Origin of the sequence: Pantoea sp. Fr+CA_20 (assembly GCF_024520835.1) — a bacterium.
Taxonomy (GTDB): Bacteria; Pseudomonadota; Gammaproteobacteria; order Enterobacterales; family Enterobacteriaceae; genus Pantoea; species Pantoea allii.
In genome coordinates this window covers 249618-264473 of sequence record NZ_JALNPN010000002.1, presented here as the reverse complement: position 1 = coordinate 264473, position 14856 = coordinate 249618, and the positions used below count along the sequence as shown (strand labels likewise).

At 54.7% G+C, this 14856-nt stretch carries 11 protein-coding genes; 10 read left to right on the top strand and 1 reads right to left on the bottom strand.

The features are described 5' to 3' along the window. The first annotated feature begins 188 nt into the window (after positions 1–188). The 10 genes from NR177_RS03680 (at position 189) to NR177_RS03635 (ending at position 12837) form a co-directional block, all read left to right on the top strand. Positions 189–677: an Hsp20 family protein gene (locus NR177_RS03680; protein WP_063880016.1), complete on the top strand. Its 489-nt coding sequence runs from the start codon at positions 189–191 to the stop codon at positions 675–677. Between the two features lie 79 nt (positions 678–756). Next, positions 757–1053, top strand: a complete 297-nt coding sequence (locus NR177_RS03675; RefSeq protein WP_013026217.1) for a hypothetical protein — start codon at positions 757–759, stop codon at positions 1051–1053. A 257-nt stretch (positions 1054–1310) separates the two neighbouring features. Continuing rightward, the gene (locus NR177_RS03670; protein WP_256852311.1) at positions 1311–2111 is read left to right on the top strand and encodes an ABC transporter ATP-binding protein; all 801 of its coding nucleotides are present in this window, start codon (positions 1311–1313) and stop codon (positions 2109–2111) included. A gap of 31 nt (positions 2112–2142) precedes the next feature. After that, positions 2143–3075, top strand: a complete 933-nt coding sequence (locus NR177_RS03665; RefSeq protein ID WP_256852394.1) for an ABC transporter substrate-binding protein — start codon at positions 2143–2145, stop codon at positions 3073–3075. A gap of 29 nt (positions 3076–3104) precedes the next feature. After that, positions 3105–4082 carry an iron ABC transporter permease gene (locus NR177_RS03660; protein WP_172897288.1) on the top strand — a complete coding sequence of 326 codons (978 nt, stop codon included), beginning with the start codon at positions 3105–3107 and terminating at the stop codon, positions 4080–4082. Positions 4083–4402: 320 nt separating this feature from the next. Continuing rightward, positions 4403–6616 carry a type VI secretion system Vgr family protein gene (locus NR177_RS03655; protein ID WP_256852310.1) on the top strand — a complete coding sequence of 738 codons (2214 nt, stop codon included), beginning with the start codon at positions 4403–4405 and terminating at the stop codon, positions 6614–6616. A 12-nt stretch (positions 6617–6628) separates the two neighbouring features. After that, positions 6629–8179, top strand: a complete 1551-nt coding sequence (locus NR177_RS03650) for a hypothetical protein (protein ID WP_145393845.1) — start codon at positions 6629–6631, stop codon at positions 8177–8179. After that, complete coding sequence (locus NR177_RS03645; protein WP_096010432.1) at positions 8176–8304, top strand: hypothetical protein; 129 nt, start codon at positions 8176–8178, stop codon at positions 8302–8304. Before NR177_RS03650 ends, NR177_RS03645 begins: the two co-directional genes overlap by 4 nt. Before the next feature lie 10 nt (positions 8305–8314). Then, positions 8315–12415, top strand: coding sequence for an RHS repeat-associated core domain-containing protein (locus tag NR177_RS03640; protein WP_256852309.1), 4101 nt, complete (start codon positions 8315–8317; stop codon positions 12413–12415). Positions 12416–12417: 2 nt separating this feature from the next. Further along, positions 12418–12837 (top strand): hypothetical protein, encoded by a 420-nt coding sequence (locus tag NR177_RS03635; RefSeq protein WP_241567593.1) that lies wholly within the window; start codon positions 12418–12420, stop codon positions 12835–12837. A gap of 454 nt (positions 12838–13291) precedes the next feature. On the opposite strand, the gene NR177_RS03630 is transcribed toward NR177_RS03635, so the two are convergent. After that, the gene (locus NR177_RS03630; protein WP_256852308.1) at positions 13292–14530 is read right to left on the bottom strand and encodes an MFS transporter; all 1239 of its coding nucleotides are present in this window, start codon (positions 14528–14530) and stop codon (positions 13292–13294) included. Between the last annotated feature and the right edge of the window lie 326 nt (positions 14531–14856).

Genomic DNA, 14856 nt, shown 5'->3' with positions numbered 1-14856 from the left:
AGCGTCATACAGAGAGCGGTCCTGCTGGCCGTGACATCTGTAACAGAACAGGTGACAGTCACCTTAAAAAAATTTTTTTCATCCTCTTGAAATTCCCCGAAACGATCCTATAAATTTCTCTGAGCAACGGGGAAGGTCCCCACGCAGATGAGCTTTTGAATGAACCATTAATTCAGGAGGTTATCACTATGGCATTACGTAATTTCCCTGTATTTCCTTCTGTCGCGGATTCCGCGTTCTCTGACCGGTTTAACCGTATAGATCGGCTTTTCAGCCAGTTGACCGGTGATGCGCCCGTGTCGGTTTCACCCTCTTATGACCTCAGACAAACTGACAATGAGCACTATGAGCTCACCGTCAGCGTACCCGGCTGGAAAGAAAGCGAGCTGGAGATCGAGGTGGCGGGCGGTCGCCTGACGGTTACCGGCCAGAAAGAGGAGGTGACGGATAACGAGGCGGACAAAGAAGGTCAGAACAGCGGCTGGTTGCATCGGGGCATCAGTCGTTCAGACTTCCGTCTGAGCTACAGCGTGCCCGAACATATGAAAGTGACCACTGCCCGGCTGCAGGACGGATTGCTACGGGTCGGTTTGCATCATGAGGTGCCAGAAAGCGAGAAACCTCGCCGCATTCCGATTGAACACCGCACCTCCGAGGCAATTGAACATCAGGCTTAATGGCAGTTTGACCCGACAGCGGGGAGCGTGAACAGCGCTCTCCGCACTATGTTATCAAGCGGATAATCAGGAGGCTGTTATGAGAGTCATCAGCGTGCCCGAAGATCGTAGCCTGTATCCTAAACTGGTCGGCGAGACCGTCATGGCTGCCAAACTGCAGCTGGGCAGGACCCGCTTGTCGGTGAATTACAATAAAGTGCCAGGCGGAATTCTGCCTGTGCTGGTGGTGGATTTTTACAACGAGAAGGGCAAGCTCTACACCCTGCGTTATAACCTGCCACCGGATACCCCAGAGCGTACCGATCGCCGGGTATCGTTGCTGATGCGCTTGATTGAGAAAGAGGCCAACGAGGAAAAGCTGGCTGAGGCGGTTTAACCGCTTGTCCCTACAGTGAAATCGAGGAGATAGGTTATGTTGAATACATTGATGCTACATAGCTCTCTGGGTGCTGGCATGTTAGCCATTACCGCCAGCCTGTTTCAAAACCGATTTAAATAGTCTGTTCTGTCGTTCGTTATCCCCATCTTTTGGTGCCGCTCAGTCGGCACCTTTTTTCATTTCGCCAGAATGCTTGTTTTTTCAAAATCCAATAGTTATGTTATAACATAACAAATAACGAATGGGTTAACATAATGCGGCCTGAGACGTTACGTCCTACGGAGTCGATACTGCGGGTGAACATTGGGGCGCTGTACAAACCCGATGGCAGTTGCCTGCACAATGACATTACCTTCAGCCTCCGGGCAGGGGAGCGCCTGGCCATTATCGGGCCGAACGGCAGTGGTAAAACCTCATTGCTGCGGGCGATAAGCCGCGAGCTGGCGCTACAGCAGGACGAGATTGCACTCAACGGGCGCTGCCTGAAAACATTTACCCGGCAGGACTTAGCGACATGTGTTGCCGTTATGGCGCAGAACGACGTGCCTGATCTGCGGTTGTCGGTTGAAGATTACGTTGCACTTGGACGCCTTCCTCATGCCCGCACCTGTCCGCATTCTGTAAACCAGCGCATTGTCAGCGAGGCGATAGTGGAAACGGGGCTGCTGGGCTTACGGCGACGTTCGTTACATGCGCTATCGGGGGGAGAACGGCAAAGAGCCATGCTGGCGCGCGTTCTGGCCCAAAAGCCACAGCTGATATTGCTGGATGAGCCGACTAATCACCTTGATCCCCTGGGACGACATGCGCTGCTGACGTTAATCAAAAACAAAGGGATCACGGCCGTTGCGGTGTTGCACGATCTGTCACTGATTGACGGCTTTGCAGACCGCGTGCTGATTCTGTCGCAGGGCGAGCAGGTGGTCTTTGATACGCCAGCCCGAGCCTTGTCATCCCGTTATCTCCGGCCGGTGTTCGGGTTAAACAGTTTTACCGTACCGCATCCCGCTAACGGAAAACATTTACGCATTTTCGAGGTGCCAGACTGTGCCTGAAACGTTGTTAACGCTCTGTCTTGCCGCCGGGCTGGCGAGCATTCCTGTCGGGCACGCTTTTGCCGCCGATTTTCCTGTCACTATTCAGAGCTGCGGCCAGCCGGTCACGTTTAATTCACCGCCCAAACGGGCAGTGATTAACGACCTCAATATGTCGGAAATGGCCTTTGCGCTTCATGTGCAGGATCGTATCGTCGGGCTGACGGGCATCAGCGGCTGGTACAAAATGACGCCTGAATTTAAGCAGGCGATGGGAGCCATTCCTGAGCTGGCACCTAAGTATCCGTCTCTTGAAACGCTGCTGGCGGTAAATCCCGACTTCTTTTTTGCCGGCTGGAATTACGGCATGAAAGTGGGGGGCGACGTGACGCCTGCGTCGTTAAGCCAGTACGGCATTAAGACACTGGTATTGAGTGAAAGCTGTGTTTTTACCCAAAAAGACAAGCATCAGGCCAGCATGGATCTGCTTTATAACGATGAGCTGACGTTAGGTAAAATCTTCGGCAAACAGGCCGAGGCGCAGGCCCTGGTGGAGAGCTGGAAGCAACGCCTCAGGCAGATTCCTCAACGGCCCAGCACGGCCCGGCCAGTAAAGGTGTTTGTTTATGACTCTGGCGAGGATAAGCCGTTTACCAGTGGAAAATATGCCATGCCAACGGCCATTATTGCAGCCGCTGGCGCGACCAATGCGATGGGCGGTCTGGATATCAGTTGGGGCACCACATCATGGGAAAGCGTGGCTGCAACGGAACCTGATTTTATTATTCTGTTGGATTATCAGACCGGCGGCGGGGCAGATGCGCTGCGGCGTTTCCTGGAACATCATCCGCTGATGAAACTCACGCCAGCCGTAGAACATCATCGTTATCTGAAGTTGCAGTATGCCGAGCTGACGCCAGGGCCCGCCACTATCACAGCCGTAGAAAAACTGGCACATGCCCTGTATTCCGGGACCGCGCCGTGAGTGCGGTGTCTCACCGTTATGCCTGGGTCATGTGCAGTTGCGTCCTTCTGCTGGCAGGGCTACTGCTCATCAGCATTGCTACAGGCACGGTCGCGTTATCATTAAAGCAGGTGTTGGGCGCGCTGGCGCTACTCCCTGCGCCCCCGTCTGAAATGGTCAACCGTATCGTGATTGACCTTCGGCTGCCGCGCACCTTGCTGGCGGCGTTAACCGGTGCCGGGCTGGCAATGGTCGGGGCACTGCTGCAAACCACCACCCGCAACGATCTGGCCGATCCCTTTCTCTTTGGTCTCTCTTCCGGCGCCTCGGCAGGGGCGGTGCTGGTCATCACCCGTTTCGGTGACAGGTTGGGGGAACTGACTTTGCCGGTTGCGGCCTTTGCGGGCGGGCTCTGTTCTGCGGCGGCGGTTATGTTGCTGTTCCATTTTAAAAAACGGCGTAGCGCAGAGCACCTGATCATCTGTGGGCTGGCTGTCTCTTTTTTGTTTGGCGCGCTCACCAGCTATTTTATTTTCTCTGGCGATCAGCGGGCGGCCAGTTCGGTCATGTTCTGGTCGCTTGGCGGTCTGGGGCTGGCCAGTTGGCAAAATCTGCCCGTTGCGCTCAGCGGCGTGGCGCTGCTGAGTGGCTTCGTTCTGCTACGACACCGCTCTCTGGACGGCCTGCTGGCGGGGGAGCAAACGGCTCTATCATTGGGGATTAACGTCAGTCGTGTGCGCATCGAAACTTTTCTCTGCTGTGCACTGACGACCTCAATGCTGGTGGCCCTGACCGGGGTGATCGGTTTTGTCGGCCTGATGGTGCCGCATCTGTGTCGCTCTGTTGCCGGGGTAAAACACCGTCTGCTGTTGCCGCTGTGTGGCCTGGGCGGCGCGGTTTTGCTGTGCGCTGGCGATATCGCCAGCCGTACGCTGCTGGCACCCCAGGAATTGCCGATCGGGATTATTACGGCAGGCATCGGCGGTGTTTTTGTGATTCTGCTGCTGACCCGCGCCTCGCGTGCATGATGCAGAGCGAGGCCAGCCCAGCCCAGAAAGCACGAATGCTAACAACTTGTCACTAAGTAGTATTATTTCACTATTCGCGCGCATTCCTGCGCCGCTCACCCGGTCTTTTTCCCTTTGAAACGCCTGGTTTTTGCCGCTTACCCCAGGAAATGCAAGCTTCTGCCGCGAATGTAATAGCCTCTCACACTTCTTAGTATCTAAGTAACATATTGGACATTGTCTTATTTACTTTAACTGTTCATCAGGCTATTTCTACGCTACAACGACAAACGCACCAACGAAGCCCGGCATGGCTTTCGTCTGACGTTAGGGTCTGGTTTATGCTTAATCGTATTACTGTTCAGTTACCTGTTGAAGGCCTGCTGTTCTGGAAGCTCTCCGGACGAGAGGCGCTGTCCGAATCCTTTACGCTGAATTTGCAGGTATTGGGCACGGATGCGCGCATCGAACGGAGCGCGCTGCTGGGCAAATCCGCCACCCTGATTATCCCAACGCAAACCCTGGCGCGCCCGCGCTATCTCAACGGCAAGATCACCCGGGTTGCCGTCAGCGCGGTGGAGTTATCCGGTACGCGCTATGCGGTTTATCAGCTCACGCTTGAGCCCGACCTGTGGCCGATGAAACGTGATCGCAACCTGCGCATTTTTCAGGAACAGACGGTTCCACAGATTGTGCAGACGTTATTCGGCGAGTATCAGGTTAATGTGGAAAATAACCTGACAGGCAGTTACCGCAACTGGGATTACTGCGTTCAGTATCAGGAAAGCAGTTTTGATTTCATCAGCCGCCTGATGGAGCTGGAAGGCATCGCCTGGCACGTTCGCCATGAGGCTGACAAGCACACGATCGTGCTCACCGATGCCGTTGCACAATACAAGCCCTTTAGCGGCTACGAATTTATTCCCTACCATCAAACGCCCTCGGGCGGCACAACCAGCGAAGAGGGCATCAGCCAGTGGGCATTGACGGACAGCGTAACGCCGGGGTTGTACAGCCTGGACGACTACGATTTCCGTAAGCCCAACGCCTGGCTTTTCCAGGCGCGACAAAACCCGCAGTCACCCTCTCCTGGCACCATCAATGTCTATGACTGGCCGGGCCGTTTTGTTGAACACGGCCACGGCGAGTTTTATGCACGCATCCGTCAGGAGCGCTGGCAGGTGGAGCATCAGCAAACTCAGGGCACCGCCACCGCCATGGGCATTGTGCCGGGCAGCACCTTTCAACTCACCAATGCCGCCTTCTTCAGCGATGCCGGAGAGTACCTGGTTACCGGTGCGGAGTACGAATTCGAAGAGAATCGCTACGCCAGCGGCCCCGACAGCGCAACCATCCATCGCACGACCTTCTCGGTGATTCCGGCAAGCGTGGTGTTTCGTCCAGAGCAGAAAACGCCCTGGCCGCGCACCGGCGGGCCCCAGACGGCGAAGGTGGTCGGACCGAAGGGCGAAAGCATCTGGACCGACCGCTACGGTCGGGTCAAAGTGAAGTTTCACTGGGATCGGCTGGCAAAAGGGGATGATACGAGTTCCTGCTGGGTGCGCGTGTCAAGCGCCTGGGCGGGCCAGGGGTTCGGTGGCGTTCAGATTCCGCGCGTGGGCGATGAGGTGGTGGTCGACTTTATCAATGGTGATCCTGACCGTCCGATTATTACCGGGCGCGTCTATAACGAAGCCAGCATGCCGCCATGGGCGCTGCCGGCTGCGGCGACCCAAATGGGCTTTATGAGCCGCTCTAAAGACGGCTCGCCAGACAATGCCAATGCGCTGCGTTTTGAGGATAAACCGGGTCAGGAGCAGCTGTGGCTGCACGCCGAACGCAACATGGACACCGAAGTTGAAAACGACGAAACCCATGATGTCGGCAGCAACCGGACCAAAACTGTAGGCAAAGACGAAACCAGTCATATCAAACAGAACCGCACGCGCACGGTAGACGGCAACGAGACCGTGACTGTCGGCCAGGATCGCAGTAAAACGATCAACGGCAATGAAACCACGACGATCCAGCAAAATCGCACAGAAACGGTAAAGGGCAACGAAACCCTGAGCGTGGATCAAAATCGCGATGAAACCATTACCGGCAATCACACGACGACGGTGAAAAGTAACAACACCGGCACGGTGGAAGGGAAACAAACGCTGACGGTGATTCAGGACCGAACCCGCACGGTTCAGGGCAATGAAAAGGTCAGCGTGCAGCAAAACCGCGCAGTGCAGGTCACAGGAAATCAGACGCTCGACGTGACGGGCAATCGCCACGTCACCGTGAACAGCAATGAGGTGCGCACGATTGCGCAAAAGCAAGACGTGACGATCGGCGCAGGCCGCACGCTGAGTATTACCGGCGGTGATACGCGCTTTACCCAGGGCAGCGTTGCGGACAGCGCAACAGACACGTTCCATATTAATGTGGGCGAGAGCGGGATTTTAATCAGTAATGGCAGCGTGCAAATCACTGCTGGCGGATCGACCATTACCATTAATGCCGCAGGCGTGATGGTGAATGGTAAAAAAATTGAGCTGAATGCCTGACAGGGATGTGACATGAGTGCTGCAAAGAACCCAACCGAACGCGTGATGAGTGAGCTGGAGCTGAGCTGGCTCACCGCCAGTGAGAACCGCGACGCGCGTTTGTTTATCTGGCGCGTACCGGCTTCAGGCGAGTCGCTTCTTGACGCCTTTCTTGCCCTGCAACAGCATCCCGAAGGACGTTCAGTCCCTGACCTGTTTCTGAGCCTGACGACCGCCTTTGAAACAGGCTATGGCTACAGCGAGGCGCTGGCACGGGAGTTTATTGAGCACTACGAAGCCACGCCCGATGTGGCCGACTGGAACAGCGATGCGCTACAACCCTGCTATTCCGCGGCGCAGTTACGGCTGTTGTTGCAGGACTTCGCCCGTCATTTTCCCGACGATTTACGTTATCTGATGCTGGTGCTAAAACCCGCCGCTGTGAGCGACGAGCGCGCCCTGATGCGCTGGCTCGAAAGCTGGCGGCAGGACGCCGAGCCCGCACCGCGTTTGCTGCTGATCGATACGACCGAGCAGCCCCTGTGGCAGCCGCTGTACGAGGCCCATCCTGAACACGTACAACTGATTGTCGATGATGTCGACGGCATGAAGGTGATGCATCAGACCGCCCAGCAGCAAAGTGATACCGATTCCGATCGTTTACTGCTGCGTCGTTACCTGGCGGATGCCATGTTGCTACTGGAGAAAGGCAGCGCCGACCAGGTGGCCGCCCGGGGCAACCTGGCTCTGGCCGTCGCGCAGCGGCGCGGCTGGCACGATCAGCAGGCGATGTTGCACAACCTGATTGCAGGCGGCTGGCTTAAAAGCAAAGACCACAGCAAAGCGGTCGGACATTACCGTGAGGCACAAAACGTCTCCAGCGCCATCGACGATCCCGCTGTAAAAGGCCAGCTTCGTACCCAAAGTACCTTTGGTGAAGCCGGAGCATGGTTCGCCAACAAAGCCTATTTGCAGGCCGCAAAAGCCTATCGCCAGGCCGCGCTGGAAGCCCAGGCGATTCCGCATCCGGTTTTTTCCCTTGAAGGCTGGCGCATGTCGGGGTTTTGTCTGTGGCTGTCAGGTCATCATGCCGCCGCGATGGAAGCGTACGGCAAAGCCGTGCAGGCGGCAGGCGGCATCCCGCTGGCGGAGCGCGGTGAAACCACACTGCCGCTGGTTTTCCAGGATTTGTTGCGCATGCACGATAAGCGCCGTACTGAGGCCATCGAAGCCTGTGCCACGCGCTGGCAGAATGATAAACAGCGGCTGATCCAGCAGGCAGAGGCGGGCTTACTTTGCCCACCCAACACCGAATCGGTGAGGAAAACAGAAAGCCGTCTGCAACTGCAGCTTGAGGCCACCTTCCTGTTGATCCGCGAGGAAAGAGAAACGCTTATTCGTAACGGTGACGACAGTTTTCGTCGCGTTATCCAACTGGCACGGGAGCAGTTGCATCCCCAGTGGAACGGCCTGCCGGATATCGCCCATCCTTTTGATGCACCTCCAGGCGAATGGCAAAGCCTGCCAGCGTGGGGAAGTGCAAATCCATCATCACCTGAAAATGCAGGGAGCAACGCAGTATGAAAAATCGCATCATTCTTATCGTCGTCGTAACGGTACTCGCACTGCTGTTCCTGAGCCTTTCCGACAGCGGTCTGGCGACCGAGGTCCGAACCTTTTTACGCGCGCTGCTGCGTGCCATCTTCTGAGGCATAACCCATGCATTCCGGCGCGCACTTTGATCCGCAGCTAGGGCTGGATATTCATACCTATCCCTGGCCGTTACCGACGCCACATATTGGCATCGTGTTTGATGTGTTCGACTATCTGCCATTGATTGGCACCACGGTACATGTCAACAGCATCAAACGCGCCAGCGCCGGAACGGGCGGAATGTCGGTACATATTCCGGTTGGCGGCGCCTGGGTGCCGCCACTGCGTATGCCGGGCGGTCCGCAGATTGAAGACGAGCTGTTCATGGGCAGTAAAACCGTCTCAGTCGACGGCGAACCCTTTTCACGCATCGGTATGCCGGTGCTGAGCTGTAACATCATCGGCATGATCCCGCCGTTCCGCCTCAAACGCGCCACCAAGCCAAAGCCGCTTTCCCTGACATTGCCGCTGACCTTTAATCTTGCCATTCCTAACAACGTGATCGTGGGGGGCCCGCCGACCATCAACCTGATGGCGTTATTGATGCGCGCCGGATTAAGCGGTCTGGGTAAAGGGCTCAAGACGTTCAGGAAGTCGGTGAAGTGGCAAAATTTCATGAAGCGCTTTGCCCAGCACAGGCGCAAATTGTTTCGCAACATGGAACCCGGTTTTCTCAAATGCCGTGTACTGCGTGCCGAACCCGTTGATATCCGCGATGGCAGCGTCAGCCTCGAACAGCAGGATTTTGTGTTGTCAGGCCGCTTGCCGCTGGCCTGGAACCGGACCTATTCCTCGGCCGATGTTGATACGGCAGGGCTTTGCGGTTATGGCTGGTTGACGCCTGCCGACACGCGGCTTGAAATCCTGACTAAAGAAGGTGTCGCGTTTTTTACCCAGCCAGATGGGATGACACTGTTTGCCACGCTGCCGCAGGCGGACGGGCGTGAACATGCGGTAATGGGCTTGCCGGATGGCAGCCGCCTGTGGCGGGACAGCGCCCAGGGCAGGATGACCTGGTGCGTCGAACAGGAAGGGGGCAGTCTGTGGCATTTCACCGGTGCCGATGGAGAGCTGCCGATACAGCAGTTATCCGACCGTCACGGCAATGGCTGGGCCTTCGACTGGCACAAGGGAGCACTGACGCTGCTCCGCGAATTCAGTATTGAAGGGCTGACCGGACGAGAAATTCTTGTCACCCACGATAAAGGCCGCCTGAGTACGCTGCGCCTGCACAATGCGCTGAACGGTGAAATCACACCACTCACGCGCTATGAATACCACGCGAATGGCCAACTGAGTGCCGAAATTGATGCGCTGTCGCATCCCCGACGTTTTGACTATCAACACCATTATCTTGTCAGCCACTTTGATCGGAACGGTCAGGGGTTTCACTACCAGTACAATGAAGACTGGCGCGTTATTCATGCCTGGGGCGACGGCGGCGTTTGGGATTATCACTTTGCTTACGAACCGCTGCTCAATGAGGTTGAGGTAACCGATTCACTAGGCCATCTCTCACGTATCACCTTTGATGATAATGGCCTGCCGATCGCTGAAATCGATCCCTGTGGCGGCAATACGGTGTTTCGTTACGACGACGTTGGCCGAACGGTGGAAGTGATTGAACCAGACGGCAGCGTTCACCGGTGGGATTACGATGCGCAGGGGCGCATGGTGGCCGAGCATTTACCCGATGGCAGTATGGTGCAGGCCGTTTACAACGATGACGGCCTGCCGCTGACGATGACCGACCAGAAAGGCGCGGTCTGGCACGCCGACTACGACAGTAGCGGCAATCTGATTGCCAGTGTCGATCCGGGTGGCATAACGGCAACGTATCAGTTCGATCGTCTGGGGCAACTTACCCAGGCCAATGAGCCAGGCTCACTGCAAACCGATTATCGCTATGACCGCTTTGGCTTCCTGCTGGCGGTCAGCGTGGCGGGAGCGGGCACCACGCATTTCAGGCACAACGTGCGCGGCAATCTCCTCGAACGGACCGATGCCGGTCACAGCGTGACCCGCTTTTACTGGGATGCCAAAGATCGCCTCATCGCTACGGTCGACCCGACGGGCGGCGATGTCCGGATAGACTATGACCGTGAAGATGAACCGGTCGCCTTTACCGATGAAGTGGGACAGACCACGCGTTTCCACTATAACGGTACCGGCATGCTTACCGCCTGTGAAACCTCTGATGGCGCACGACTGGGTTATGAATACGATCCTGAGGACCGCTTGCTGGCCGTGATCAATCAATCTGGTCAACGCTGGCAGATGGAACGCGATGGGCTCGGACGCGTGATCGCAGAGCAGGATTATTGGGGACAGAAAACGCAGTACCGCTGGGATAAGGGCAGCCGCCTGATCGCACGTCGCGATCCGCTTGGACGTGAAGTGCACTATGGCTACGATAAGGCCGGACGACTGAGTGAACGGCGCAGCGGTGATACCTTGCAGGCGACCTTTCATTACGATCCCTGCGGGCGGCTGGTGCTCTGCCAGAACCCCTGGCGACGACTCAGCTGGCGCTACGATGACGCGGGACGGTTACTGACAGACGATCAGGACGGCTTTCAGTTGCGCTATCAGTACGACTCACAGGGACGTCTGAGCGTGCGTGAAAGCGACAGCGGCCACCGGGTGGTTTACGGGTACGATGCGTACGCACGTATACGCACGGTGCAACTGAATGGCGATACGCCGATCACGTTTGACTACGATGCCGCGGGGCGCTGTATCCATGAAAAGCTGTCTGAGGCGCTTACGCGCACCCTGCGTTACGACCATCAGGGACGGCTCACCTCACAACAGGTGCTGCAAAACGATTTACCGCTGTTCGCCAGCGGCGTTGTCTATGACAAAAGCGGGAATATCACCGCGCGCGAGGACAGCCAGTGGGGCAGTGATCGCTACCGTTACGATCCTGTTGGCAGGCTGACGGCCCATATCGCCCCGGACGGCGCACTGCGAAAGTTTGTGCAGGATGCAACGGGTAACCCGTTGCAAACGCAAACCCGTGAGGTCAACGACAGCGCGGAAGGCTGGTTTCGTGAAGGCGTGCATCAGGGCGTACGTTATGTCTTTGACCGCGCGGGCGAGCTGCGCCAGCGCCGTCGAATGACAGAGACGACGAGCGAACAGGACGAAAAAGAAGATTTTCTCTGGGATGAAAATCGACAACTGATCGCGGTACGTAAAGGCAGCAGCCAGGTACGCTATGGCTACGACGGGCTTGGCCGCCGGGTGTTCAAACAAACCGACAGCGAAACCCGCTGGTTCTACTGGCAGGATGATGCGCTGGCGGGCGAGACGGTCACCCGCACACACGCATCCTTAGCGGCGCTGAGTATCTTCGATACCGGCAGTCGCCTTAAGCGACAAAAAGCTCAGGCGGCGCTGTTCGGTACGATGCGGGAGTATGTGTATTATCCCGGCACGTTTCGTCCGTTGGCTTTGCTGACGCAGCAGGGCGACAGCAGGCAAAGCTGGCACTATCACTGCGATCCCAATGGCGCACCTGTCAGGTTGACGTCGGTGAGTGGCGAGATTGTCTGGGCAGAAAAAACCGGTGCCTGGGGTGAAAAAGGCCAGGTATTTGCTGACAGGATTGAAAACCCACTGCGTTTTCAGGGGCAGTATTTTGATGCCGAGACGGGTTTGCACTATAACCGCTATCGGTACTATGATCCGGAGATTGCAGGGTATATTAGTCAGGACCCGATAGGGCTAGCGGGGGGCACGAATACCTACAGTTATGTACCAGACCCTTTCACTGCTGCAGATCCTTTAGGTTTGGCTCGTTGTAAACTCGCTAAAGCAGGAGAGGATTTATTTGTTGGTACCTATAGCCAGGTCCGTAGAGCTAATTTATTGAGTGGACTTAATCCAACTCACACCCCCCATCACGCTATTCAGAATGCTGTAAGCCCGACCACACATGGTCGTGGAATAACAATAAACATACGTAAAGATTTGCACGAAAAAACATGGACTTATAGAAGACCTTTAGTTAAAGGGTTGACGAAAGAACAGTATCTTGAACGAGACGTTAAAGATTTGAGAACAATACTGAAAGATGCGGGTTATAAAAGAAGTGTAATTAATCGTCAGTTGTCTGAACTGATAAGACAAAATCGAGAGCTTTGGAAAATGACGGGAGAATGAATATGAATAAAAATGAAGCACTATCTTTTTTAATAGCTCATCAGCCTATGCCCGATGATGAAGATTTGACTCAAGAATTGATAGATAAGTATGATGAAGTTAGAAAATACTTTATTGCTCATCCTGAAAAACAGGCTATACCTCTTTTTCTTAATTCGTATGGGAATGGAGATGGGTTGGGCGTATATCAAGTTGTTGAAGATTTCTTTTATCAGTTTGAATCTGAAGATGTTATTCCACAAATACGAAATATCCTTGAGGACTCTTCAACAAGTGAGAGTGTTAGATACTGGGTAACGCAATTAGCTGCTGCATTTCCTGATGACTCACTTAAAAAAGGCCTTGAGTTATCATTGAAATCAAATAACGATGATATTATAGAAGCTGCTCAATTGGCATTGGATATAATTGAAGATGCCTAAATGGTAAGGTTAGATTGATTTTCTTTTTATAAGCATCACACTTCCGTGATGCTTATCTTTTTGGAAGGGTTAGTATTTTTCTTTGAAAGAGATTTCTAAACATTAATTCCGAAAGTTAATGGTTTTATTGATATGTAAAATAAGAGGTGGTATTTAATCTTATGGCTGTAAAATGCTATGATTTAGTGCCCACTTCAGTAATCCCTTCACTTTTTTAAATGATAGGCTCTTATATCCTCATCTACCAAACTTAGCAATATGACTAAATCGAGCAACACATCACAGAGGCATTCAATGCTTATTTATCTTTTCCTGAGCCAATAGAATTGACTAACTTTGATGACTTAAAAGTGCTCTAGTTGCAATATAGCCTATCGTTTAAATAGTGCTGCGCACGACGAGGTGAAAATCGAAGCGGAACCTTCGTATCAGTTCAACCTGGAGATTGCCCCAATCACTCCACCGTTTCATTCTCAAGCTTCTGCCTTTTCCGCAGATTCGGAAACAGCGTCATCCATAGCCCGACCACCACCAGCGTCCCGACGCCGCCAATGACGGCGGCAGGCACCGCGCCCATCCATGCCGCTAACAGCCCCGACTCAAACTCACCCAACTGGTTTGAGGTATTGATAAAGATGGCGTTAACCGCATTGACGCGACCGCGCATCGTATCGGGTGTATCCAGTTGAACCAGCGCGCCGCGAATCACCATGCTTACCATATCAAAACCGCCCAGCGCCGCCAGCGCCAGCAGTGAGAGCCACAGTTGAGTCGAAAGGGCAAACAGCAGCGTTGCCAGGCCAAAGCCGGCAACGGAGCCGAACATAATCATGCCGACATGCTTTTCCAGTTTGTGGCGACTCAGCCAGACGCCGACCAACAGCGCACCTACCGACGGCGCAACGCGCAACAGACCAAGGCCCCATGGCCCGGTGTGCAGAATATCCTGGGCGAAGATAGGGAGCAGTGCCGTTGCGCCGCCCAGTAGCACAGCGAACAGGTCGAGTGATATCACGCCGAGCACATCTTTACGTTCGCGGATAAAGCGCACGCCCATAAACATGTTTGACAGATTCATCGGCACGCGCACCTGAGGAGGGCGTTCGTAACGTAAGCGGCTTATTAAGATCAGCGACAACAAATAGAAGAGGGCGGAAACCCCGTAAACGACTTCGGGCCCCGCCACATAAAGCAGTCCGCCCAGTGTCGGTCCGACAATCACCGCGGCCTGACTGCCGACGGAACTGGCCGCCATCGCGCGCGCCAGAATCGGCGGCGGGACCAACGCAGGCAGCATAGAGGTAATGGCAGGCCATTCCAGCGCTTTAGCAAGGGAGATCAGGAAGACTAACCCCCAAATTTCAATTTGATCTGCCCAGTGCAGTAACGTTAGTGCCACCAGGCCGAGCAGCGCGGCCCACTCAATCAGTTGCCCAATGACGACGATACGACGACGGTCAAATTGATCGGCCAAATGACCTGCAGGCAAAGCCAAAAGTACCGAAGGCAGAAACTGCATCAGGCCAATCATGCCTAACGCCATGGCGCTGTGGGTAATCGCATAGATTTGCCAACTGACGGCCACGGAAAACATCTGAAAACCAAATGAAGAACAGGTTCGGGCCAGCCAGAACGCCACAAATGACCGGTGTTGCAGCAACGATGCTTCGCCTGAAGAAACCCCTGTACGCATAATTATTTCCGTCCCGAAAACGCCTGATGGCGAAAGTGGTGGTACCAGCCTGATTCATGACTGCGATCTGGTTTTACTTTATCCAGGCTCCGGCAGGTGAATTCCGCTGAATGGCGTGAAGCGGTCGCCAGATGTGGCTGGAGATGCGCCTGCCAGAGCACGGTTAACATAGATTCCTAAATATTAGCACGCTCAATATTCACTTTGATAAATCGAAATGTTGACAAGATGTGATATCAAACCCGGTATGAATGTGATGATTGATCGGCTGTCTTTTCGTCAGGCAGGGGGACAAAAAGCGAGCAGGCGTGAAATGAAAGGTGACT

Excerpts from the sequence above, each read along its gene's own strand:
- NR177_RS03680 (WP_063880016.1), top strand. The coding sequence starts at position 189 with ATGGCATTACGTAATTTCCCTGTATTTCCTTCTGTCGCGGATTCCGCG.
- NR177_RS03675 (WP_013026217.1), top strand. The coding sequence starts at position 757 with ATGAGAGTCATCAGCGTGCCCGAAGATCGTAGCCTGTATCCTAAACTG.
- NR177_RS03670 (WP_256852311.1), top strand. The coding sequence starts at position 1,311 with ATGCGGCCTGAGACGTTACGTCCTACGGAGTCGATACTGCGGGTGAAC.
- NR177_RS03660 (WP_172897288.1), top strand. The coding sequence starts at position 3,105 with ATGTGCAGTTGCGTCCTTCTGCTGGCAGGGCTACTGCTCATCAGCATT.
- NR177_RS03655 (WP_256852310.1), top strand. The coding sequence starts at position 4,403 with ATGCTTAATCGTATTACTGTTCAGTTACCTGTTGAAGGCCTGCTGTTC.
- NR177_RS03650 (WP_145393845.1), top strand. The coding sequence starts at position 6,629 with ATGAGTGCTGCAAAGAACCCAACCGAACGCGTGATGAGTGAGCTGGAG.
- NR177_RS03645 (WP_096010432.1), top strand. The coding sequence starts at position 8,176 with ATGAAAAATCGCATCATTCTTATCGTCGTCGTAACGGTACTCGCACTG.
- NR177_RS03640 (WP_256852309.1), top strand. The coding sequence starts at position 8,315 with ATGCATTCCGGCGCGCACTTTGATCCGCAGCTAGGGCTGGATATTCAT.
- NR177_RS03635 (WP_241567593.1), top strand. The coding sequence starts at position 12,418 with ATGAATAAAAATGAAGCACTATCTTTTTTAATAGCTCATCAGCCTATG.
- NR177_RS03630 (WP_256852308.1), bottom strand. The coding sequence starts at position 14,530 with ATGCGTACAGGGGTTTCTTCAGGCGAAGCATCGTTGCTGCAACACCGG.